Here is a 24,601-nt window from a genome sequence, read left to right on the forward strand (position 1 = left end):
TTTTTATATATGATCAGTTACCAGTTGCTCGTGATAAGAAACAGGACCCTCTTCAAATTGGACTTGTCCGTTCAGCAGCTCAATGATGGATTCTTTAAAGTGGTCAGCACTTTTTTCATCTACAGCACAGATGACGCTAACTTGATCAGTATATTGGATTTCTTTTATAAAAAAATGTTGGAGTTCAAGATAATTCTGTAATTTTCCTAGTTGCGGATACGTGATCATCACAGAGATCTCCTGTTGCAAGGTACCTTCTACGATTCCAATGTCAGACAATGCTTGAGAGACCGCATGAGTGTATGCTCGTATTAATCCGCCTGTGCCGAGTTTCGTTCCTCCAAAATATCGAGTGACTACTGCAGCTACATTGATCAGTTGATTTTTTTTGAGGACTTCCAACATCGGTACGCCCGCCGTTCCACTTGGTTCTCCATCATCGCTGCTTCGCTGGATTTCATTTTTTTCTCCAATGATGAAGGCGCTGCAGTTATGGTTCGCTTTCCAATGTTCTTTTTTTATTTCTTGAATGAAACTTTTTGCTTGGTCCTCTGATTCTATTCGTCTAAGAGAACAGATAAAGCGTGATTTTTTGATCTCAATCTCACTTTGTCCATTTTCTTTTATTGTACGATAGCGCTCGATCATCTTGTCACCTCTTTTTTTCATTTTCTTTATTCAGTATAAATAAAGTTCTAGGTTGTTTCAACACTGTAACGGTTGCGCAATTGCTGTAGTATGCGATAATAAAGACAAAGGCAGGTGGATCTGGGGATGCAGGAACGAATGAAAAAGTACGATGCAATTACGCATTATTTGAAGAACAATGGCGGCTCTCAAGTAACGTTGACCTTTACCCAATTTGACGAACTGCTGTTTCCCAGTAACGGACTTCCCAAAACAGCAAGGGAAAGTACAGATTGGTGGGCAAATGATTATAAACACCCTGAAAAAGGTGCCTATGGCTGGATAAATGCAGGCTATGAAGTAGTTGTCATCAATTTGGACAAAGAATATGTCGTGTTCAATAAATTAGTGAAATCTAGTTGGCTATTTGATTAAATAAAATGCGTTTAGAAAACGTTGACAAATTTCTTTCTTTTTATATAATAGAGTAACAGACGCGAAGAAAACGTTTGCGTAGTTTGTTTTAAAAAGGAGAGAAAAGTATGGCTAAAAAAACAATCATGCTTGTATGTTCGGCTGGTATGAGCACAAGTTTACTAGTAACAAAAATGCAAAAAGCTGCGGAAGCAAAAGGAATCGATTCTGATATTTTCGCTGTGTCAGCTTCTGATGCAGATAATAATCTTGCAAATAAAGATGTAGATGTACTGTTATTAGGACCTCAAGTTCGCTTTATGAAAGCTGATTTTGAAAAACGTCTGGAACCAAAAGGCATTCCTTTAGACGTCATCAATATGGCTGATTATGGAATGATGAATGGCGAAAAAGTACTAGAACAAGCAATTACATTGATTGGTGAATAAATAGATTATATAGAACTATCGAACAAGCAATCCAAAAAAAAGATTGCTTGTTTTTTCGTATATTTTTTTAGGGCGAATGATATGAATCATTTTTGGGGCAGAAGGCTTCTGACGAGAGATATTAAAGCAATAGACTGTGAGGAGGTAAATTTACCAAATTATGAGAAGATCGCAGCAGTGGAACGTTTGGGCAACTGGATTCTTTGTCATCGCTGTGGAATGAGGACGTCCGTCATTGATGGACAGCTTGCAGATTACGGTTATTTTTGTACACATTGTCTATATTTAGGGCGATGCGACACTCAACAAGATTTATATTTGTTTGATCAGCCTGAAGCAAAACCTCGAGAAGTCGTCTTTTTTTGGACAGGACAGCTTACTGAAAAACAAACGGAAATCTCAAAGAGAATACTTTGCCATTCAGAAAAAAGACATCATCTTATTTGGGCTGTAACAGGTGCAGGGAAAACAGAGATGCTTTATCCTATTTTAGTGGAAACTTTAAAAGCTGGAGGAAGAGTAGCGATTTGTACACCGCGAGTCGATGTTTGTAATGAATTGTTTTTACGCTATCGTTATGTTTTTCCAGAAGAAAAAATCACGTTGCTCCATGGGAATACAGCAACGGCTTATACCTTTACTTCTTTTGTTATCTGTACGATTCATCAGCTATACCGTTTTTATCGGTCCTTTGATTTAATAGTGATCGATGAGATCGATGCGTTTCCTTATAACGGGGATGCAGGATTAGCTCATGCTGTGCAAACAGCGATTAAACCAGACGGACGATTCATCTACTTAAGTGCCACACCTGATAAAAAGTTACTAAAGGAAATCAAGCAGACGTTTGACATCCACAAACTTGCTTTACGCTTTCATCGGCGTTTGCTTCCTGAACCCGTCTTGGTTTTCATGAATAATTGGCGACAAAAATGCAAGAACAAGAAGATAAAATCTTTGGTGCGGATCATTCATCAATTAATTAAAGAAAACCATATCCTTTTATTTTGTCCAAGTATCACGATGATGCATCGTTTGAAAGCCACACTTCAAGAGGCTCTTCCGAGATATGAGATCACAGATGTTTCTTCAAGAGACAATCAGCGGGCGGAAAAAGTCCAGAAAATGCGAGAAGCAAAATATGACATACTGTTAACCACGATGATCCTTGAACGTGGAGTCACATTTGAAAGAATATCCGTTATCGTTTTAGGAGCGGATCATCCGGTTTTTACTAAATCTTCTTTGGTACAAATCGCAGGAAGAGCCGATCGTAAAGGGCCTTATACGAACAGTCAAGTATACTTTTTCTATGAAGAAAAAACTGCAGCTATTCGAAAAGCTTGTCAGGAAATCAAAGAAATGAATGAAGAAGGGAAGAAGATGCTGTGAGGTGCAGTTGCTGCAGTAAAGATATCGTCCAAAATTTAACATTCAGCGAGATTATTGGTGTTTCGAAATACAGATTACCTCAGACTTGTTCAGTTTGTCGCGCACAATTTCATTTATTGGAAACAAGAGGCTGTTCTGGCTGTCAAAAACCAATCCATTTCAATCTAGAGAGTACGAAAAAGAAAGTAAAGTCTATTCCCGTTTACTGCAGTGACTGTCAAGAATGGAAGAAGAAATATCCGACCTATGATTTTCAGCACCGTGCCTTTTTTGTGTACGATGAAAATATGAAGGCCTGGCTCAATCAATACAAGTTTATGGGAGATATCCGACTAGCAGGCACCTTTGCATATAAATGGACGCAGATAAAAAAAGAATACCCGACATACATCTATTGTCCAATACCTTTATCTGAAAAAAGGCGAACAGAAAGAGGATTCAATCAAGTAAGCGAGATGTTGAAAGCAGCAAGAATTCCTTTTCAGATGCTACTCAAAAGAGAGAAGCATCTGCTGGCTCAAGCAAAAAACACGCGAAAGGAAAGATTGGAGATGCCGCAACCTTTTGAACTTGCAGTCACCTTTTCTAAGATACAAAATAAAAAAATATTGATTATTGATGATGTCTATACAACAGGACAGACTCTTTTCCACGCAGCAGATTGTTTGCAGATCGCACAGCCGAAAATCATCCGAACTATTTCTTTGGCGAGATGAATTAGATGTGGAAATTTGATAGCGATTTAATTTGCAAATAACCTAGAGTTCGATATAATAGAATTAAGAAGAGGGAAAGAGTGGTCCTTCTCCTTCTTGATTGTGGTAGACGAAAGGGGTAATTTTTATGTTTAGATATAATGTACGCGGCGAAAATATCGAAGTAACTGAAGCGATTCGCGACTACGTTGAGAAAAAAGTAGGCAAACTAGAACGCTATTTCAGTGACGCACCCGATGCAACGGCGCATGTGAACTTAAAAGTTTATACAGAAAAAACAGCAAAAGTGGAAGTAACGATCCCATTACCTTATCTTGTATTACGTGCCGAAGAAACTTCTCCAGATTTATACGCAAGTATCGATTTGGTTGTTGACAAATTGGAACGCCAAATCCGCAAATTCAAAACAAAAATTAATCGTAAATCCCGTGAAACGGGCATGAATACTGCAGATGCTGCTGCTTTATTCAATGAAGAGGACGAAAACGAAAATGATTCTGAATTAGATATCGTACGTACGAAACGCCTTTCATTGAAACCAATGGATAGTGAAGAAGCAGTCTTGCAAATGAACATGCTGGGACATAACTTCTTTATTTTTGAAGATGCAGAAACAAATGGTACAAGTATCGTTTACCGCCGTAAAGATGGAAAATACGGACTGATTGAAACAGACTGATCAGCCTTACTTAAATAACAACGAAAACTTGCAGCAGCTACTGACAGCTGCCGCAAGTTTTTTTTGAGTTTCCTCCTCTTTTAGATGAAATATGAATAAATTATGAAGTTCTTACTTTAATACGCTTAAGATATTTCAATTATCTATAACTAATGATAAAATGAAAAGTAAAGTCTACATAGTCTGGATAATACACAGAAGGAAAAGGAGATTACACAACGCATGGCCAATTTGATTCGTTCACTTATCGAAAACGATAAGAAAGAACTAAAACGTTTAGATAGCATTGCAAAAAAAGTTGAAGCATACGCTGACCAAATGGCGGCATTAACTGATGAACAATTACAGGCAAAAACTGCTGAATTCAAGGGCAGATACCAAAAAGGAGAAACATTAGATCAATTACTTCCGGAAGCTTTTGCAGTCGTCCGAGAAGCAGCAAAACGTGTATTAGGTTTATATCCATACCACGTACAATTGATGGGTGGAATCGTGCTTCACGATGGAAATATCCCTGAAATGCGTACTGGTGAAGGTAAAACCTTGACCGCAACGATGCCAGTATATCTAAATGCTCTGACTGGCGAAGGGGTCCACGTAGTTACCGTCAATGAATATTTAGCAACCCGTGACTCGACGGAAATGGGCGAACTTTATAATTTCTTAGGATTAACAGTGGGGTTGAATATCAACTCAAAATCTTCGGATGAAAAACGCGAGGCTTATAATTGTGATATCACTTATAGTACGAATAATGAATTAGGATTTGACTACTTGAGAGACAATATGGTCGTTTACCGCCATCAAATGGTACAACGTCCGCTGAATTATGCCATTGTCGATGAAGTTGACTCAATCTTGATTGATGAAGCGAGAACGCCGCTGATCATTTCAGGGCAAGCAGAAAAATCCACAGCTTTATATACAAGAGCAGACAACTTCGTGAAACGTTTGAAAGAAGAAGAAGATTATAAAATCGATGTACAATCAAAAACAATCAGTTTAACCGAAGCAGGGATCGAAAAAGCAGAAGAAACATTCGGCTTGGATAACTTATACGACATTGAAAATACTGCATTGACCCATCACTTGGATCAAGCATTGAGAGCCAACTATATCATGCTTTTAGATATCGATTATGTTGTCCAAGACGGAAAAGTACTGATTGTTGACCAGTTCACTGGTCGGATCATGGATGGACGCCGTTATTCAGATGGACTTCACCAAGCAATCGAAGCTAAAGAAGGCGTAGAGATCGAAGACGAAACGAAAACCATGGCGACGATCACTTTCCAGAACTATTTCCGTATGTATAAGAAACTTGCGGGAATGACTGGTACAGCTAAAACAGAAGAAGAAGAATTCAGAGAAATTTATAACATCCAAGTATACCAGATTCCGACAAATCGTCCGGTTATCCGTGATGATCGTCCAGATTTACTTTACCCAACATTACAAAGCAAGTTCCACGCTGTCGTGCAAGATATCAAAGATCGCTACCGCAAAGGTCAACCTGTGTTAGTCGGAACTGTTGCGGTTGAAACATCTGAGTTATTATCAGATATGCTGAATCAAGAACGTATTCCTCATGAAGTGCTGAATGCGAAAAATCACTTTAAAGAAGCAGAGATCATCATGAATGCTGGTCAAAAAGGTGCTGTGACGATTGCTACCAACATGGCTGGTCGGGGAACAGATATCAAGTTAGGACTTGGGGTAAGAGAACTTGGTGGTCTAGCAGTTATCGGGACAGAACGACATGAATCTCGTCGTATCGATAACCAGCTTCGAGGACGTGCAGGACGTCAAGGAGACCCAGGTATGTCACAGTTCTACTTGTCATTGGAAGATGATTTGATGAAACGATTCGGTTCAGAACGAATCAAAGCTTTCTTAGATCGGATGAAGATCGGTGAGGAAGATGCTGTTATCCAAAGCAAGATGCTGACGAAACAAGTAGAATCTGCACAAAAACGTGTAGAAGGAAATAACTATGACACACGTAAAAACGTCTTACAATACGATGATGTGATGCGTGAACAACGTGAAGTAATCTATAAACAGCGACAAGAAGTAATCATGGAAGAAAAAAGCTTATCCAAGCCACTAATGAACATGGTCAAACGGACAATCAGTCGTGTAGTAGATGCGCATACACAATTAGAGAAAGAAAATTGGAATTTGGAAAGTATCATCGATTTTGCCGGCAGTACTCTTGTCCATGAAGATAGTATTACTCTTGCAGATATCGAAGGAAAAACAGCTCAGGAGATCAAAGAGTATCTAAACGAACGAGCACAAGAAGTATTTAATACCAAAGCGGCTCAACTAAATGGTCCAGAGCAACTGTTGGAATTTGAAAAAGTCGTGATCTTGCGTGTTGTGGACTCTAAATGGACAGACCATATTGATGCAATGGATCAATTACGTCAGTCAATCGGCTTACGTGCTTATGGACAGAACAATCCATTAGTCGAATATCAAACAGAAGGCTATAAGATGTTTGAAGATATGGTAGGCGCCATCGAGTATGAAGTCACTCGAATCTTTATGAAAGCTGAGATCCGTCAAAACGTACAGCGTGAACAGGTTTCTCAAGGAACAGCTTCTCACTCAGAAGACGGAGATGCCAAAGAAAATAGTAATACTAGCGCGAAAAAACAGCCAATCCATGTGAACAAGGTCGGAAGAAATGATCCTTGTCCTTGTGGAAGCGGGAAAAAATATAAGAACTGTCATGGAAAAAATGCAAACTAATTTCTGACAGCAGGATTGGTGAGACAAATTCTTTTTTTAAGAATTCGTCTCACCTTCTTTCTGTTATTTGCTGATTCTGTTAGACTAGATATAATGAAAAAAGTATAGTGAAAGAAGGAAAAAACATGGAAATATCCGAAATTCGAAATCTCCTGACAGAAATGCAGGAAAAGGTCACAAGCTTCAGGAGGTCTCTTTGACTTAGACCAGCTGGAAGAAGACATTGCGGAAGCAGAAGCAAAAATGGCTGAACCTGGTTTTTGGGATGATAGCGAAGCTGCTCAAAAAGTGATCAGTGAAAACAATGCAAATAAAGAAACTTATGATCAATTCCATTCTCTTGCTGAAGAACTGGAAGAAATCGAATTGATGGTGGAGATGTTGCAGGAAGAACCTGATGCAGCCATGCAAGAAGAAGCAGAAACACGTATCAATGCGCTAGATGAAAAAATGAAGACATATGAATTATCTATGTTGTTAGATGGTCCTTATGATCGAAACAACGCCATCGTTGAATTGCATCCAGGGGCTGGCGGAACGGAGTCCCAAGATTGGGGCAGTATGCTTTTACGTATGTATACACGCTGGGCAGAGCAGCATGGGTATCAAGTAGAGACACTAGATTATCAAGCAGGTGATGAAGCAGGAATCAAGAGTGTGACCCTACTGATCAAAGGACACAACGCATTTGGTTATCTGAAATCAGAAAAAGGTGTTCATCGCCTTGTACGTATCTCGCCTTTTGACTCAGCGAAACGACGTCATACTTCTTTTTGTTCGGTAGATGTGATGCCAGAGCTTGATGAAACGATCGATATAGAAATCAATCCAGATGATTTGAAAATCGATACGTACCGAGCAAGTGGTGCAGGTGGTCAGCACATCAATAAAACAGAATCTGCTGTACGGATCACTCACTTGCCTACAGGAACAGTAGTAGCTAGTCAGGCACAACGTTCACAATTGAAAAACCGTGAGCAAGCGATGGGGATGTTAAAAGCTAAGCTTTATCAATTAGAAGTGGAAAGGAAAGAACAAGAAGCAGCTGCACTTCGAGGAGAACAAAAAGAAATCGGCTGGGGTTCACAGATCCGTTCTTATGTTTTCCATCCATATTCTATGGTAAAAGACCATCGGACAAACGTAGAGACAGGAAATGTCCAAGCAGTTATGGACGGTGACCTTGATTTATTTATTGACGGCTATTTAAAAATGCATCTACAATAAGAACCCATTGTTAAATTGAAATAAAATTGTAAGATTTTGCAAGCATGTTGAAACATTGCCATGCTATAATAGCTAAAGACTGAAAAAGATATGGAGAGAACGCCATGATTGAAATGAAGGATGTAATGAAGAAGTACTCAAATGGTACGACCGCTATCCGCAATCTCTCGATTGTCATCGAACAAGGAGAGTTTGTCTATGTGGTTGGTCCGTCTGGAGCCGGTAAATCTACATTCATCAAATTGATGTATCGAGAAGAAAAAGCTTCAAAAGGAACTTTGAACGTCGCAGGTCATGATCTAATAGCAATCAAAAACCGCGAAGTTCCTTATCTACGCAGAGAAATCGGCGTGGTGTTCCAAGACTATAAATTATTACCAAGAAAAACAGTATATGAAAATGTTGCGTACGCTATGCAAGTTATCGGCAGAAAACCTCGGGATATCAAAAAACGAGTAATGGAAGTGCTGGACCTTGTTGGTTTGAAACACAAAGTTCGAGTCTTTCCTAGCGAATTATCCGGTGGGGAACAGCAACGTGTCTCTATTGCTCGGGCAATAGTGAATACGCCTAAAGTACTTATCGCGGATGAACCGACAGGAAATCTGGATCCAGAAAACTCATGGGAAATCATGAAATTATTAGATCGGATCAATGCCCAAGGAACTACTGTCGTGATGGCTACACATAACAGTACGATCGTAAATACGATTCGGCACCGAGTAATTGCTATCGAAAACGGCCGCATTATTCGAGATCAAGCGGAAGGGGAATATGGATACGATGATTAGAACCTTTTTCCGCCATTTATTAGAAAGTATCAAGAGTTTGAAACGTAACGGCTGGATGACAGTTGCTTCAGTCAGTGCGGTAACGATCACATTGACTTTAGTCGGTGTATTCATGGCAGTTATCATGAACGCAACTAAATTAGCTCAAGATATAGAAGGAAACGTTGATGTCTCTGTATTCGTAGATATCGGTACAAAAGACGAAGAGATGAAAAAGCTAGAAAAAGAATTGAATGACTTAGATCATGTTAAAAAAGTTGAATTTTCAAGCAAAGAACAGGAATTGAAAAAAATCCAAAACGAAATGGGTGATTCCTGGAAATTGTTTGAAGGTGACAATAACCCGTTATATGATGTGTATGTAGTAAGTGCTACTGATCCTTCTTATACAAAACAAGTAGCAGAAGAAGCAGCAGATTTGAAGAATGTTTCTCGTTCTGATTACGGTGGAGCTTCCTCAGATCGGATTTTCCAAATCGCTGGTGCAGTTCGGACATGGGGATTAGTTGCAGCGGCATTGCTGCTGTTCGTAGCGATGTTTCTCATTTCGAACACGATTCGGATCACGATTTTGTCTAGACAGCGTGAAATTCAAATCATGCGTTTAGTCGGTGCAAAAAATGGATATATTCGCTGGCCGTTTTTCCTTGAAGGTGGCTGGATCGGTCTGATCGGTGCGATTCTTCCGATTTTGATCATCACATTTGGTTATGCATGGTTTTTCCAATTGATCAATCCATCATTATTACGTTCCCATTATTCATTGATTCATCCACAAAATATCGTTTGGAAAATCAATCTTTTAATGGTCGGCATTGGTGTGATCATTGGTTCACTTGGCTCGATCATTTCTATGAGACGTTTCTTGAAATTCTAATACCACAATATAAATAAAATGAGAAAGTTGGACAGTTTCGTTCCAGCTTTCTTTTTTTATTGGCTAGGAGAATAGAAGGAAGCGGCTTTTTTCCCTTTACTTTAAAAAACAACTTGGGTATTCTTAAGTTGGTAGAAGAAGAGGTGAAGCCGTGAAAATTATCGTTGACAATTTTTTTACGATCCTTTTGATTATGAATATTTTGCTTTCCTTTATCATCGTTTTTCGAGAAAGAAAGGAAACTGCTCAAACATGGGCATGGCTGCTCGTTTTGATGTTCATTCCAGTTGTAGGATTTATTTTATATATTTTTTTAGGAAGAGGGATTTCCAAAGAGAAAATCTTTGATTTGAAGATCCAAGGGAAAATCGGTAAGAACCTGGAAATTGAAGAAGACAAACAGGCATTGATGCGAGGGCTTTATCCTCATCCGCCTACTGGACAAGTAGATGTGAAACAATTGATCTATATGCTCACGGTATTTGAAAGTACGCTCTATACGACTAAAAATGAAATCACTTTATTTACAGATGGTCGTGAAAAATTCGATGCGCTGATTGAAGATATCAAGCAGGCAGAAGACCATATCCACTTCCAGTATTATATTTATCGCAGTGATGCATTAGGTGAAGAAGTTCGAGATGCATTGACAGAGGCGGCAAGACGAGGGGTAAAAGTCAGAGTCCTTCTTGATGCATGGGGTTCCACACAAGTTTCTTCCAGCTTTTTTCAGAATTTGAAAAAAGCAGGCGGAGAAGTCGCATTTTTCTTTCCTCTATTTGTTCCGTATATTAATCCTCGGATCAATTATCGCAATCATCGTAAAATCGTAGTTATTGATGGGAAAATCGGATATACAGGTGGGTTCAATGTTGGAAATGAATATCTAGGATTGGTAAAGAAATTTGGTTATTGGCGAGACAATCATTTGCGTATTTACGGAGAAGCGGTGTATACCTTGCAAAACCGTTTTTTGATGGACTGGAATTCTCAGCATACAAAAGAAGTAGGCTATTCTCCCAAATTTTTTCCGTCCATTCACTCTACTGGTGATATAGCTGTTCAAATCGTGACAAGCGGACCAGATACCGAACATGAACAAATCAAAATGACTTATTTGAAAATGATTTCGTTAGCCAAACGGGAGATATTGATCCAAACGCCTTATTACATACCGGATGGATCGATTCATGAAGCACTGAAGTTGGCTCTTCTTTCAGGCGTAAAAGTTCATATCCAAATACCTAACAAACCAGATCATCTTCTCGTTTACTGGGCAACGTATTCTTTCGCTGCAGAGCTAATCGAGTATGGAGCAAGGATCGAAACATATGAGAATGGATTTATTCATGCAAAGACGATGATTATCGATGGTGGCATTGTTTCAGTTGGCTCAGCAAATATCGATGTTCGTTCATTTCGCTTGGACTTTGAGGTCAATACACTGGTTTATGATGAACGAATGGCTTCACGTGTAAGAAAAGCTTTTTTTGAAGACTCGAAAATTTCTACGCATCTCACAAAAGAAATGTATGAAAACCGAGGAATAATCATCAAGATGAAAGAAGGATTAGCAAGATTGATTTCGCCGCTCCTTTAAAACATAAAAAGGACATGAGAACCATCAACAGATGGAGATCTCGTGTCCTTTTCTAACGGGGCCATTTCTGAGAGAACGTCAGAAATGGAGAAAGCGTCTCGCATGAGCGAAATTAACTTTGGGGTATCTCTTGTTTTTTGGGGAAAGCAAGAAATAAGCTAATATATGCTATTAAAAGAGACACATTTCAAAGCCAGTATAGCATAGAAACTTTTAATGAGATAGTTTTTTTACAATTATGAGAATTTATTTTGTTATTTAATGATTTTGATTCGTTTTCATCAAGTAATGAAAATGATAAAATAAACATACTTTAGGATTAAAGGAGATTTCTAATGAAAAAACTTAAATTATTCTTACCAATAATAGGATTAGCTATTCTTTTATCAGGCTGTTCAAAGTGGATTGATCGAGGAGAATCCATTACGGCTGTTGGCTCTTCTGCTTTACAGCCTTTAGTAGAAACAGTTGCTGAAACTTACCAGACAGAAAATCCTGGAAAATTCATCAATGTACAAGGGGGCGGAAGCGGAACTGGTTTGTCTCAAGTACAGTCAGGAGCAGTCGACATCGGAAACTCTGATTTGTTTGCGGAAGAAAAATCGGGGATCGATGCCTCAGCATTAGTCGATCATCGAGTAGCAGTTGTTGGGATCACTCCTATTGTGAACAAGGATATTGGTGTAAAAGACATCAGTATGGAAAACCTGAAAAAACTATTTACAGGCGAGATCAAAAACTGGAGTGAAGTCGGTGGAAAAGATCAGCCAGTAGTTATATTGAACCGCGCTTCAGGAAGCGGAACCCGTAGCACGTTTGAAAAATGGGTATTGGACGGAGAAACAGCTGTTCAGGCACAAGAACAAGATTCAAGCGGAATGGTGCGCCAGATCGTTGCCGACACACCCGGTGCAATCAGCTATGTTGCTTTTTCTTATGTTTCCGATGATGTAGATACGTTGAATGTTAACGGTGTAGAACCGACAGATGAAAATGTGACAACGAACAAATGGACGATTTGGGCATATGAGCATATGTACACAAGAGATCATCCAAAAAAACTGACAAAAGAATTTTTAGACTATATCTTATCTGATGAAGTACAAGATAACATCGTTGGAGAACTAGGTTATATCCCTGTTTCTCATATGAAAGTCGAACGTGATTGGCAAGGAAATATCGTTAAAGAGTAATCTTTACACAAAATTTACAAACTTAGCTAAACTTTTACATGTTATTAAAACCAAATTGATGTTCAATTTGTACACTGAGTGAGTATGTTAAACCTGATTAAGGGGGAGTCATCTGTGGAAGATGTGAAAAAAGTATTATTAACAAAATCAAAACGTTCAAAAATGGAACAGCGTGGAAAATTCATCAGTTTTTTATGTATCGCGCTGATCGTGTTGGTTGTATTATCTATTTTTTATTTTGTAGCTAGTAAAGGATTGGCCACCTTTTTTACTGATAAGATCAATGTATTTGATTTTCTGTTTGGTACAGATTGGAATCCAAGCCAAATCGGAGCAAATGGGAAACCAATGGTAGGGGCATTGCCTATGATCACAGGTTCGTTTATTGTGACCTTTTTATCTGCTATCGTTGCCACGCCATTTGCCATTGGTGCAGCAGTATTCATGACGGAGATCTCTCCTAAAAACGGAACGAAGATCTTACAGCCGGTCATCGAGCTGCTTGTAGGTATTCCTTCTGTCGTTTATGGTTTTATCGGTTTATCAGTTATCGTGCCTTTTGTCAGAAGTATTTTTGGCGGGACTGGGTTTGGTATCTTAGCTGGTACATTTGTGTTGTTCGTTATGATCTTGCCGACTGTCACAACGATGACTGTTGATGCATTAAAGGCAGTGCCACGGCACTATCGGGAAGCTTCATTAGCGCTTGGTGCCACAAGATGGCAAACAATCTACAAAGTCGTGCTACGAGCAGCCGTGCCCGGGATTTTAACAGCAGTCGTTTTTGGTATGGCTCGTGCGTTTGGTGAAGCCTTAGCTATCCAAATGGTCATCGGTAATGCAGCATTGATGCCAACAGGACTTACTACTCCTGCTTCTACATTGACGTCCATCTTAACAATGGGAATCGGAAATACAATCATGGGAACAGTTGAAAATAATGTGTTATGGTCATTAGCGTTGATCTTGCTATTGATGTCATTATTCTTTAATATCGTGATCCGTATGATTGGGAAGAAAGGAGAGCTGAAATAATGAACGCAAAACGCTCAGATAAAATTGCTACAGGTGTTTTATATATAGTTTCGGGGATCATCGTATTGATTTTAGCAGCTTTACTACTTTATATCTTAGTTCGGGGAATACCGCACATTTCATGGTCCTTCTTGACCGAACCTTCCAAAGCCTACCAAGAAGGCGGTGGAATCGGGATACAGCTATTTAACTCGATTTATTTGCTTTTGATCACGATGATCATCAGTTTTCCTATTTCTTTAGGTGCGGGTATCTATCTTTCAGAATATGCTGGAAAAAACTGGCTAACAGATGTGATTCGCACGTCGATTGAAATCTTGAGCTCGTTGCCTTCTGTCGTTGTCGGTTTATTCGGTTTCTTGGTTTTCGTTATTCAATTCCAGTATGGTTTCTCGATTATTTCTGGTGCATTGGCTTTGACTGTATTCAACTTGCCTCTTTTGACTAGAACAGTTGAGGAGTCTTTACAAGCGGTCCATTACACACAACGAGAAGCAGGATTGGCCTTAGGTTTGTCACGCTGGGAAACAGTGATAAAAGTAGTGGTTCCAGAAGCGACACCAGGGATTTTGACTGGTGTGATCCTAAGTTCTGGAAGAATTTTTGGTGAAGCAGCTGCATTGATCTATACGGCTGGACAAAGTGCACCTGCGTTAGATTTTACGAACTGGAATCCATTAAGTGTTTCAAGCCCGATCAGCATTTTCCGTCAAGCTGAAACATTAGCTGTCCATATTTGGAAGATCAATACAGAAGGCACGATGCCTGATGGTGTTTCTGTTTCGGCTGGCGCTTCTGCCGTGTTGATCATTGCTGTTTTACTGTTCAACTTCGGCGCTCGTGCGATTGGCAAACGATTATACCGAAAAATGACTTCAGCCTAAGGAGAAGAAGCAAAATGAAAAAATATAACTGGAATGAAACAAATGTCATCACCATGCCAAAAGAGAAAGAAGTAGCACTATATACGGATGATCTACATGTCTGGTATGGCGACAATGAAGCAATCAAAGGAGTGGATCTGGAATTTGAAAAAAATAAGATCACTGCACTGATTGGTCCTTCCGGCTGCGGAAAATCTACGTATCTTCGTTCGTTGAATCGAATGAATGATGGGATCGCTAATACGAAAATCACTGGGAAAATCATGTATCAAGGCGTAGATATTAATGCGCCTCAAGTGGATGTTTATGAGATGCGCAAACGGATTGGCATGGTTTTTCAACGTCCTAATCCGTTCAGCAAGTCGATTTATGACAATATTACATTTGCTTTGAAACAGCACGGCGAAAAAAACAAAAAGAAATTAGATGAAATCGTTGAAACAAGCTTGAAACAAGCTGCCTTGTGGGACCAAGTAAAAGACAGCTTGGACAAAAGTGCCTTGGCTTTATCTGGCGGGCAACAGCAACGTTTATGTATTGCTCGTGCGATCGCGATGAAACCTGATATCTTGCTGCTAGACGAGCCGGCAAGTGCTTTGGACCCTATTTCGACAGGAACGGTTGAAGAAACACTTGTAAACTTGAAAGAAGACTATACGATCATCATCGTGACGCATAACATGCAACAAGCAGCTCGTATTAGCGACTATACTGCCTTTTTCTATCTAGGAAAAGTAATGGAATATGACAAAACTAACAAGATATTTACCAGACCAAAAATTCAGGCAACCGAAGATTATGTGTCCGGTCATTTTGGTTAAGACGGAGGCCTCAACATGACAAAAGAAATTATTTCATCTAAAGATCTTCATCTGTATTATGGAAAGAAAGAAGCACTAAAAGGGATCGATCTAAGTTTCAATCAAGGGGAAATCACTGCGATGATCGGTCCTTCTGGTTGCGGGAAATCCACTTATCTGCGTTCTTTGAACCGGATGAATGACCTGATTCCGAATGTAACGATCACCGGAAGTGTTTTATATAAAGACAAAGACATCTATGGTCCAAAAACAGATGTTGTTGAACTAAGAAAAGAAATCGGCATGGTATTCCAGCAGCCAAACCCATTTCCTTTTTCTATCTATGAAAATGTCATCTATGGATTGAAATTAAAAGGGGAAAAAGATAAAAAAGTCCTTGATCAAGTAGTTGAAGAAAGCCTGAAGGCAGCGTCTGTTTGGGATGATGTGAAAGACAAATTGCATAAAAGTGCTTTATCTTTATCCGGTGGGCAGCAGCAGCGTGTATGTATCGCACGTGTTTTGGCAGTTAATCCGGAAATCATCTTATTGGATGAACCAACAAGTGCGCTTGATCCTGTTTCTACTGGGAAAATCGAAAGTATGCTGTTAGAATTAAGAGAGCGGTATACGATGATCATCGTGACCCATAATATGTCTCAAGCTTCACGTATTTCAGATAAGACGGCATTCTTTTTAGATGGTCACTTGATCGAATACAACGATACGAAGAAGATATTCATGAATCCAGAAAAACAAGAGACAGAAGATTATATTTCAGGTCGATTTGGATAAGGAGGAAACGGAATGCTACGTACACAATTTGAAGAAGAATTGCTGAATCTCCATAATCAGTTCTACGAAATGGGGATGATGGTGAGCAGCGCCGTGCACAAGTCAGTTCGTGCATACATCAAACACGATAAAATCTTAGCCCAAGAAGTTATCGAAAACGATATAAATATCAATAACATGGAAACACGCTTGGAGAAGAAAAGTTTTGAAATGATCGCATTGCAACAGCCAGTTACAACTGATTTGCGTATGATCATTACGGTCATGAAAGCTAGCTCGGATTTAGAACGTATGGCCGATCATGCGGTGTCTGTTGCTAAATCCACGATTCGCGTAAAAGGGCAGACGAGAATACCGGAAATCGAAAAAGAGATCTCCGATATGTCCGATTATGTGAAAAAAATGGTGGACAACGTCCTAGTTGCTTATGTCAAAACAGACGAAAAAGACGCACGTACGATCGCCAATATGGATCAAAGAGTCAATGACTATTTCAATCGAATCTATAATGCAACAATCAAAAATATGCAGGAAAATCCTGAGACAGTCATCAGTGGAACAGACTACTTGAATGTTGCCAGTTATCTAGAACGGATCGGAGACTATGTGACAAACATCTGTGAATGGATCGTCTACTTGGCTACAGGGAAAATCACTGAGTTAAATACGAACCACAATGAGATTTTCTAAACTGAAGCTGTGATTATGCCGTTTGTTTAGGAAAAGAGGTTGTGAAATCAGCGGTTGTGAAAAAGCTGTTCTACATCAAGTAATAAGAACATTCAAACAAAAAATAGCTCCTCATATTTTTAGTTTGGCTGGACTTATTACCGCAGATGCAAGCTTTTGAACACCGTTTATTCGGGAAAGGGTTTGTGACAAAACATGTCACAAACCCTTTTCATCATTTCATAGAAAGGATAAAGAATGCAAAAAAAAATTAGCATCATCACTATATTTTTTATTTGTGTGCTTACTTCATGGGTTATTCAGCATCAAGCTGCTTTATATGAAGTACCTGTCATCGAGATCGAAAAAGTACGAATAAAAGAGGATCATCAATTGATTACAGGAAGACTGATGAACACGGATCAAAAAGGAGAATCGATTTATTTATCGGTTCCTTATCAAAAAAATCAAATAGAAACAGCAAATATAAAAGCGAGACAAATGTATCTAGTCCAAATGCATGGAGATGAATGGCAGCTAGTAGCAAAAAAAAATGATGGCTGGCTTTTCTTCTTCACAAGTATCTTCATTGGCGCCATGTTGCTTATTGGCGGAAAACAGGGTCTATTTGCTTTAGGAAGTCTCATCATCAATATCGTTTTACTTTTACTTTTGTTGCTCATCTTTACTAAAACAGAAGGGATTTCTCTATTAAATATATCTATCCTGTTCGTCGTTATAGGGATGATTATTAGCATATTGGCTTTAGATGGATGGAATAGAAGCAGTATAATCAAAATTTCAGCTGCAGTTACGAGTGTTTTTTTAGCATTTTTTATTTGTCTTTTGACAATGAATCATTGGAAAGACCAAGGACTGCGCTATGAGGAACTGAATTATCTGACACGACCGTATCGTTCTGTTTTTCTTTCTAGCGTACTGATTGGAACAGCTGGAGGAACACTCGATACCGTTATCACAGTCATTGCGACATTAGAAGAATTGACTAAGCGACAACCAGAAATAACAGCGAAACAGTTATGGCTTTCAGGAAGGCAAGTGGGTCGAGATGTGATTGGCTCGATGACCAATATCCTTTTGTTCGTCTATATCAGTGGGTCAGTTCCATCGCTTCTTTTATATTTAGGAAATCAATGGTCGTTCAAAGAAACGATAGAACAGCATTTATCATTGGAATTTTTACGCGTCATTGCTGGCAGCTTAGGAATAGTATTATCGATCCCCATCTCGGTCCTCTTTTTTCTGACTGTAAGGAGGCTGAAACGATGAATGTACTTATTATACTTGTTGGGATTTTAGCAATCAGCGTGCTACTTATTGGCGGTACGCAAGGTATGTATATTCTTTTAGGCTTATTCATCAATTTAGGGATCTTTTTCCTGTTGTTATTCGGTTATCATCAGAAGTGGCCGATACTGGCATTGTCGGTCATAGGATTTTTATTGATTGCTGTGGTTATCTTATTTTTTATCAACGGTTATAATCTAAAAATGCGTGCAGCTTTTGTGAGTATACTGATCTTTTTATTTTGTTTCCTACTATTGCTTCCTATCACTGATTTTTTAGCGATCCAAGGTTTTACATCGGTAGAACTAGAAGAATTATCTGGCTTAGATAAGACTTTAGCGATTGATTTTAGATTACTTACGAGATCGTTGCTTCTGATTAGTCTTAGTGGTGCTGTTTTAGATGCGAGTGTAGCAATTTCTAGTGGGACATTCGAAGTATATCAGGCAAATCCGCAATTATCTTTTTACCAATTGCGCCATTCTAGTTTCGCTATTGCTAAAAAAATATTGGCGTCAACAGTAATGACACTTCTTTTTGCATTCATGGGAAGTTCTTTAGCGTTGATCCTCTGGTTTATTGATTTAGACATTCCTTTTCAGCAAGTGATCAATGAAAAATCATTTGTTCTAGAATATACGATGGCTATTCTTACCACATTGTCCGCACTACTTGTTCTTCCTTTAACCTGCGTGACTACAGCATATCTCTTTACAAAAAAGAAAGAACAACTCAAGATGGAGTAAAAGTTACAACTTAAGTCCTATGACATTTTTACTGAATCAGTGCATAATATGGATGTAAGGAAAAGCTTGCAAACAATTTTGCTTAAGGAGGCAATTTCCATGAAAGAAAGAGAACGTATTTTAGATTTAGTGAAAAAAGGAATCCTTTCGACTGAAGAAGGCTTAGATTTATTAGAAAGCATGGCAACTGAAAAAGACGAAAAGCAAATCAAAAAAGAAGCAGACAAGGTAACTGCTAGTCATAAAGAAAAAGATCAGGCAAGTCAATTGATCGATAAACTTGAAAACGGCGAAGAAGAAATTTCTGAGCCAGTTGATCCAAAGGAAAGAGAAAGACAAGATCAAGAAAACTTAGAAAAGATCTTAGATGAACTAGCAACTGAAGCGAATAAAACTTCGGCGCGTCTAGATGAAGTAAATGCTCAATTCGCTGACAATAAGGCAGCACGCAATGAGAAACAGGAAGCATTGATGCAGCTGAATACAAAAGAAGAATTAGGCGAGTTGACAGAAGAAGAATTAGCACAGCGTCAGACGTTAGAAGCAGAAATCAAAGAATTAGAAGCTAGTGGCGATACACTGTTAGAAGAACAATTGAAATTAGAAGCAGAATTAAAAGATATCCGTAAGAATCAATGGTCTGAGAAAAAAGAAACGTTTACTGATAAGTTTGAATTGCCAGATGATTGGAAAGATCAAGCAACAGATACACTGAATCAAGTAGGCGAAAAAATGTCAGAAGCTGGATCACAGCTAGGCAAATTCTTGAAGAAAACATTCCAAACTGTTTCAGAAACAGTGAATGACAACATGGAATGGAAAGATGTCAGCTTACGTGTCCCTGGGATTGCGACAACGAAATTTGAGCATGAATTTTACTATGAAGCTCCTGCAGCAAGTATCCTTGATATCAAGGCAGCAAACGGAAACGTGACGTTAAAAACGTGGGACAGTGATGATGTGAAAGTTGAAGCTAAGATCAAACTTTACGGAAAAATGGGTGCTGAACCATTTGAAGCATTCTCTGAACGGAGCCAGATTGAGGTTAATGAAGATCATATCTCCTTCCAAATTCCAAATAAACGTGTGCGTGCAGACCTTGTTTTCTACTTACCTAAACGAGTATACGACCACGCAGCTATTAAACTTCTAAATGGCAACATCATGATTGAAACATTGGAAGCTAAAGATATTTATACAAAATCTACGAATGGTAACATCATCGTGGACCAATTAACTGCAACGATGCTGGAAGTAGAAGGTGTAAACGGCAATATCGATATTCGAAACGGGAACATCTTAGATTCTATTATCGAAACAGTAAATGGTACAGTGACATTTGGTGCGACAGCAGAAAACCTTTCTGTGTCTTTAGTAAATGGTGATGTACGTCTTACGATTAAAGAAGATAATTTGAAAAAAGTAGAAGCAAGTTCAGTGAACGGAAATGTCAAAGTCGCTTTACCAGATGGCATCGGTTTGGAAGGACATGCTAAAACAAGTCTTGGAAGTATCAACAGCCGTCTGTCCAATTACGAAGTAGTTCGTGAGAAAAAAGAACGGACAAACCAAATGTTGCAATTCCGTCGTGTTTCAGATGGTGAAATCGCGCAAGTGCAACTTTCAACGACAACAGGAAGTATCTATTTAAAAGATACAGATAAATAAAGAGGTTGTGAAAGAGATGTTCAGCCTTGAGCAATAAGAAGCGATTTTGTAAAATAGCTTCCCCTATTTTACAAAATTGTGCCTTATTGCCGATAGGCTATCTCTTGAACACCGTTTACCAAGAGATTATGAACCTGCCAATTATCGCCGAGTCACAAGGAATAATTTCAGAAAAAGCTCGTCACGTTTTATGAATATGGTAATTTGTGACCGAGAATTTTGTAGAAAGACACCGATTAAGAAGAAGGTTGTCACAACGATTTTCTTCATTTAAAATAGTAGAACAGAGGTGAGACATGATGAAAAAAAAGTTGACAAAATCCAATGAAAATGAAGTTTTGACAGGGACTTTAGCAGGGATAGGGGAATATATCGGGATCGATCCGACTGTTATCCGAGTGCTTTATGTATTCTTAAGCTTAGTTGCTTTTGGTAGTCCCATCATTTTATACATTCTATTAGCTTTGATTATTCCAGATGCGCCTTCTGAACGAACAAACTATGGACATAACAATGCATATTATAAAAAAAACAATTATCGTAAACAAACAAAAAAACGCAAAGAAGCGGAAAAAATCGATGATGACGAATGGAGTGACTTTTAATGTCGTACTTTCAACGTATTTTAGTTAATACGTTAACATTCATATCATTGGCTGTTCTTTTTCCTGCGATGGTCCATGTGAGCAGTATTTGGACGGCCGTTCTTGCCAGCTTTGTATTGTCTGTGTTGAATATGTTTGTCAAACCGATTTTGACGATACTGTCCCTGCCCTTTACATTAGTCACATTGGGATTGTTTACGTTTGTTATCAATGCAGCGATTCTTAAAATGACCTCCTTTTTTGTGGGAGCAGAACATTTTAGTTTTTCTTCATTCGGTGCAGCGTTGTTAGTAGCTATCTTGATGTCGCTTGTCAATGTAATTGTCAGCGAACATAACAGTAGAAAATAAAAGAAAGCTGTGCCGAACTATCGGCGCAGTTTTTTTATTTAGAATCAGGAATGCGTTTTCTATTACATTGGTAATTAAATAAAAACGTTTTTTTTAATTGGTAGTACTTTTGGCTAGACAATGATAAAATGATAGAGAACACTCTAATAGAAATGAGGTAGCATGAATGTCAGAAGTTGTAAAAGTTAGCCAATTAGTGAAAAAATTATCTTTGGAAATCGTGACAGGCGACGAGAAAAGCTTAGACCGTGTCATCGTAACTGGGGACATCTCACGCCCAGGACTAGAGTTGACTGGTTATTTTAATTATTATTCCCATAATCGTTTACAGCTATTTGGCAGTAAAGAAATCAGTTTTGCGGAACGGATGATCCCAGAAGAGCGTTTGATCATCATGAGAAGATTATGTAGTGAAGATATGCCCGCATTTATTATTTCAAGAGGATTACCAGCTCCAGAAGAAATGATCCAGGCAGCAAATGAAAATGGGATAGCTGTACTGCGTTCTCCCATCTCAACTTCTCGTTTATTAGGAGAATTATCCAGTTATTTAGATGGTCGCCTTGCCCCTCGAACAAGTGTCCACGGTGTTTTAGTGGATGTTTACGGATTAGGTGTACTGATTCAAGGTGACAGTGGGATAGGAAAAAGTGAAACAGCGTTGGAGTTGATCAAACGCGGTCATCGATTGATCGCAGACGATCGAGTAGATGTTTATCAGCAAGATGAATTAACGGTGATCGGAGAACCGCCTAAAATCCTGGAACATCTGATTGAAATCCGAGGAATCGGGATCATTGATGTAATGAATCTTTTTGGTGCGAGTGCGGTACGTGGCTCTATGCAAGTCCAGTTGGCTGTTTATCTGGAAGCATGGGCAAAAGATAAGAAATACGACCGTCTGGGCTCTGAAGACACGACCGTTGAAATCGCGGAAGTGGGCATTCCACAAATAAAAATCCCTGTCAAAACAGGACGAAACGTTGCAATCATCATTGAAGTAGCCGCGATGAATTTCCGTGCACGTACAATGGGCTTTGACGCGACGAAAACATTTGAAGAAAGATTAAGTCGCTTGATTGAAGAAAACTCAGGCAACGACTAGCAAGGAGTGACAATATGTTAGCACAAATCAATCGAGTTGCTTTTGAGCTTGTAGGGATTCCTATCTACTGGTATGCATTGATCATCGTATCAGGTATCATTATCGCCATGTGGCTTAGCAGCAGAGAGGCTGTTCGGGTAGGATTAAAAGCAGATGATGTGACAGATTTTATGTTGTGGGGATTGCCTATCTCCATTATTGGCGCTCGCTTATATTATGTTTTATTTGATCTTCCCCAGTATATAGCTGATCCAATCCAAATATTCAATATCCGTTCAGGAGGCTTAGCTATTTATGGCGGACTGATTGCAGGCGCGATCACGCTGTATTTTTTTACTAAATATCATTTTATTTCTTTGTGGACTTTTTTAGATATCGCTGCACCAAGTGTATTATTAGCACAGGCAATCGGTCGTTGGGGAAATTTCATGAACCACGAAGCATATGGACCAGACACGACGCGAAGCTTCTTAGAAAGTCTGCATTTACCGCAATTCATCATTGATAATATGTATATCGAAGGGATCTATCGTCAACCAACATTTCTTTATGAATCACTTTGGAGTTTGATTGGATTTATTTTGCTTTTGTTTTTACGAAAGAAACCACACCTTTTGAAAAAAGGCGAAGTCCTTTTATGTTATCTAATGTGGTATAGTTTCGGGCGTTTCTTTATTGAAGGATTACGTACAGACAGTCTTTACTTTTTAGGTGTGATCCGTATTTCTCAATTATTATCTGCTGTGTTATTTGTCGGTACATTGATTCTATTTATTTGGCGCAGAAAAAAAGAAAATTTACCGGATTATGACCGCTCATTAGGAAAAAATCAACAAATTATCTGATTTTTAGAGCGTTAAAAATGAAAAAAATTTCAGGAGTGGTAAAATGAATTATAGAGTAGCGGTTTTAGGACCAGGCTCTTGGGGTACTGCTTTGGCACAAGTCCTCGCCGAAAACGGACATGACGTTCGGATTTGGGGACATCGTGCTTCACAAGTAGAAGAAATCAACACCCAACACACGAATCAACGTTATTTACCAGATCATTATCTACCCGATTCCATCCAAGCATTCACCAATATGGAAGATGCAGTAAAAGACGCAGATGCGGTGCTATTCGTCATTCCAACGAAAGCAATACGTTCTGTTGCAAAAGAACTAGTGCCTAAATTGAATACAAAGCCAGTGATCATCCATGCAAGTAAAGGATTAGAACAGGGAACACATAAAAGGATCTCTGACATCTTATTAGAGGAAATCCCAGCAGAAAAAAGAAAAGCTGTTGTTGTTCTTTCTGGACCAAGCCATGCAGAAGAAGTAGCGAAACATGACATCACTACGATCACAGCTGCAAGTACAGATGCAAAAGCAGCAAAATATGTACAAGAGCTGTTCATGAATAATTATTTTCGGATCTATACCAATCCTGATGTGATCGGTGTAGAGATGGGGGCAGCTTTGAAAAATATTATTGCTATTGGTGCTGGCGCTATTCACGGCTTAGGGTTTGGCGATAATGCAAAGGCAGCAATCATGACGCGCGGATTAGCTGAGATCAGCCGTTTAGGTGTAGCAATGGGTGCCAACCCGCTGACCTTTATCGGATTAAGCGGAGTAGGCGATCTAGTCGTTACTTGCACAAGTGTTCATTCTAGGAACTGGCGCGCAGGCAACTTGTTAGGACAAGGGCAGCCCCTAGAAGAGGTGCTAGCCAATATGGGAATGGTCGTTGAAGGTGTGAATACTACCCAAGCAGCGATGGAACTAGCCCAAATGATGGAAATCGAAATGCCCATCACTCAAACAATCTATGAAGTGCTGTATGAACAAAAAGAAATCAAAACAGCCGCAAAAGAAATCATGTTACGTGATGGGAAAAAAGAAAATGAATTCTCATTAACAATTTTTTGA

General features: G+C 39.0%; 25 protein-coding genes. 24 read left to right on the forward strand and 1 reads right to left on the reverse strand.

Features of this window, described 5'->3' with window-relative positions; genetic code table 11:
* Positions 1-3: 3 nt before the first annotated feature.
* Entirely contained in the window at positions 4-648 is a 645-nt protein-coding gene (locus IGL31_RS03670; protein WP_002296584.1) for a YigZ family protein, read from the reverse strand.
* 126 nt (positions 649-774) lie between these two features.
* Here IGL31_RS03670 and IGL31_RS03675 point away from each other — a divergent pair, with 126 nt between their 5' ends.
* The 24 genes from IGL31_RS03675 (at position 775) to IGL31_RS03790 (ending at position 24,601) form a co-directional block, all read left to right on the forward strand.
* Positions 775-1,062 carry a DUF7662 domain-containing protein gene (locus tag IGL31_RS03675; RefSeq protein WP_002294988.1) on the forward strand — a complete coding sequence of 96 codons (288 nt, stop codon included), beginning with the start codon at positions 775-777 and terminating at the stop codon, positions 1,060-1,062.
* Between the two features lie 107 nt (positions 1,063-1,169).
* A complete protein-coding gene (locus tag IGL31_RS03680) occupies positions 1,170-1,490 on the forward strand; it encodes a PTS sugar transporter subunit IIB (protein WP_086299812.1) in 321 nt (106 codons plus the stop codon).
* 81 nt (positions 1,491-1,571) lie between these two features.
* Positions 1,572-2,882: a DEAD/DEAH box helicase family protein gene (locus IGL31_RS03685; protein ID WP_086299811.1), complete on the forward strand. Its 1,311-nt coding sequence runs from the start codon at positions 1,572-1,574 to the stop codon at positions 2,880-2,882.
* Positions 2,879-3,598 carry a ComF family protein gene (locus IGL31_RS03690; RefSeq protein WP_010727502.1) on the forward strand — a complete coding sequence of 240 codons (720 nt, stop codon included), beginning with the start codon at positions 2,879-2,881 and terminating at the stop codon, positions 3,596-3,598. The genes IGL31_RS03685 and IGL31_RS03690 overlap by 4 nt, the downstream gene beginning before the upstream one ends.
* A 127-nt stretch (positions 3,599-3,725) precedes the next feature.
* Entirely contained in the window at positions 3,726-4,277 is a 552-nt protein-coding gene (hpf, locus tag IGL31_RS03695) for a ribosome hibernation-promoting factor, HPF/YfiA family (RefSeq protein WP_002294985.1), read from the forward strand.
* Between the two features lie 222 nt (positions 4,278-4,499).
* The gene (gene secA / locus IGL31_RS03700; protein ID WP_002289770.1) at positions 4,500-7,034 is read left to right on the forward strand and encodes a preprotein translocase subunit SecA; all 2,535 of its coding nucleotides are present in this window, start codon (positions 4,500-4,502) and stop codon (positions 7,032-7,034) included.
* A 125-nt stretch (positions 7,035-7,159) separates the two neighbouring features.
* Positions 7,160-8,261, forward strand: a protein-coding gene (gene prfB / locus IGL31_RS03705) for a peptide chain release factor 2 (protein WP_143351554.1) whose coding sequence is annotated in 2 segments (ribosomal slippage) — positions 7,160-7,231 and positions 7,233-8,261 — 1,101 coding nt in all. Because the reading frame shifts where the segments join, the coding sequence is not laid out codon by codon here.
* A gap of 104 nt (positions 8,262-8,365) precedes the next feature.
* Entirely contained in the window at positions 8,366-9,052 is a 687-nt protein-coding gene (ftsE, locus tag IGL31_RS03710) for a cell division ATP-binding protein FtsE (RefSeq protein ID WP_002292768.1), read from the forward strand.
* Positions 9,045-9,929, forward strand: coding sequence for a permease-like cell division protein FtsX (ftsX, locus tag IGL31_RS03715; RefSeq protein ID WP_002294981.1), 885 nt, complete (start codon positions 9,045-9,047; stop codon positions 9,927-9,929). Before ftsE ends, ftsX begins: the two co-directional genes overlap by 8 nt.
* A gap of 151 nt (positions 9,930-10,080) precedes the next feature.
* Entirely contained in the window at positions 10,081-11,529 is a 1,449-nt protein-coding gene (cls, locus tag IGL31_RS03720; protein ID WP_002306208.1) for a cardiolipin synthase, read from the forward strand.
* A gap of 335 nt (positions 11,530-11,864) precedes the next feature.
* Complete coding sequence (locus IGL31_RS03725) at positions 11,865-12,722, forward strand: phosphate ABC transporter substrate-binding protein PstS (RefSeq protein ID WP_002292763.1); 858 nt, start codon at positions 11,865-11,867, stop codon at positions 12,720-12,722.
* A 114-nt stretch (positions 12,723-12,836) separates the two neighbouring features.
* Positions 12,837-13,757, forward strand: a complete 921-nt coding sequence (gene pstC, locus IGL31_RS03730; RefSeq protein WP_002292761.1) for a phosphate ABC transporter permease subunit PstC — start codon at positions 12,837-12,839, stop codon at positions 13,755-13,757.
* Positions 13,757-14,641, forward strand: a complete 885-nt coding sequence (gene pstA / locus IGL31_RS03735) for a phosphate ABC transporter permease PstA (protein ID WP_002296590.1) — start codon at positions 13,757-13,759, stop codon at positions 14,639-14,641. Before pstC ends, pstA begins: the two co-directional genes overlap by 1 nt.
* 14 nt (positions 14,642-14,655) lie before the next feature.
* Positions 14,656-15,462: a phosphate ABC transporter ATP-binding protein PstB gene (gene pstB, locus IGL31_RS03740; RefSeq protein ID WP_002289486.1), complete on the forward strand. Its 807-nt coding sequence runs from the start codon at positions 14,656-14,658 to the stop codon at positions 15,460-15,462.
* Between the two features lie 15 nt (positions 15,463-15,477).
* Positions 15,478-16,236, forward strand: coding sequence for a phosphate ABC transporter ATP-binding protein PstB (gene pstB, locus IGL31_RS03745; protein ID WP_002289489.1), 759 nt, complete (start codon positions 15,478-15,480; stop codon positions 16,234-16,236).
* 12 nt (positions 16,237-16,248) lie between these two features.
* Positions 16,249-16,926, forward strand: coding sequence for a phosphate signaling complex protein PhoU (gene phoU / locus IGL31_RS03750; RefSeq protein ID WP_002289490.1), 678 nt, complete (start codon positions 16,249-16,251; stop codon positions 16,924-16,926).
* Between the two features lie 237 nt (positions 16,927-17,163).
* On the forward strand, positions 17,164-18,195 hold the full coding sequence (locus IGL31_RS03755) for a YibE/F family protein (RefSeq protein ID WP_002317876.1): 1,032 nt from the start codon (positions 17,164-17,166) through the stop codon (positions 18,193-18,195).
* The gene (locus IGL31_RS03760) at positions 18,192-18,959 is read left to right on the forward strand and encodes a YibE/F family protein (protein ID WP_002294975.1); all 768 of its coding nucleotides are present in this window, start codon (positions 18,192-18,194) and stop codon (positions 18,957-18,959) included. The genes IGL31_RS03755 and IGL31_RS03760 overlap by 4 nt, the downstream gene beginning before the upstream one ends.
* A gap of 99 nt (positions 18,960-19,058) precedes the next feature.
* Positions 19,059-20,627: a daptomycin-sensing surface protein LiaX gene (gene liaX / locus IGL31_RS03765; RefSeq protein ID WP_002306212.1), complete on the forward strand. Its 1,569-nt coding sequence runs from the start codon at positions 19,059-19,061 to the stop codon at positions 20,625-20,627.
* A gap of 296 nt (positions 20,628-20,923) precedes the next feature.
* On the forward strand, positions 20,924-21,232 hold the full coding sequence (locus tag IGL31_RS03770) for a PspC domain-containing protein (RefSeq protein ID WP_002306213.1): 309 nt from the start codon (positions 20,924-20,926) through the stop codon (positions 21,230-21,232).
* Positions 21,232-21,582, forward strand: a complete 351-nt coding sequence (locus IGL31_RS03775) for a phage holin family protein (protein ID WP_002289566.1) — start codon at positions 21,232-21,234, stop codon at positions 21,580-21,582. Before IGL31_RS03770 ends, IGL31_RS03775 begins: the two co-directional genes overlap by 1 nt.
* A 166-nt stretch (positions 21,583-21,748) precedes the next feature.
* Positions 21,749-22,687 (forward strand): HPr(Ser) kinase/phosphatase, encoded by a 939-nt coding sequence (hprK, locus tag IGL31_RS03780; protein WP_002289568.1) that lies wholly within the window; start codon positions 21,749-21,751, stop codon positions 22,685-22,687.
* A 14-nt stretch (positions 22,688-22,701) separates the two neighbouring features.
* Positions 22,702-23,532 carry a prolipoprotein diacylglyceryl transferase gene (gene lgt / locus IGL31_RS03785; protein ID WP_010727506.1) on the forward strand — a complete coding sequence of 277 codons (831 nt, stop codon included), beginning with the start codon at positions 22,702-22,704 and terminating at the stop codon, positions 23,530-23,532.
* Positions 23,533-23,575: 43 nt separating this feature from the next.
* A complete protein-coding gene (locus IGL31_RS03790; RefSeq protein WP_002325060.1) occupies positions 23,576-24,601 on the forward strand; it encodes an NAD(P)H-dependent glycerol-3-phosphate dehydrogenase in 1,026 nt (341 codons plus the stop codon).

The sequence above is a fragment of the Enterococcus sp. MSG3290 genome, from assembly GCF_050555565.1.
GTDB lineage: Bacteria > Bacillota > Bacilli > Lactobacillales > Enterococcaceae > Enterococcus_B > Enterococcus_B faecium.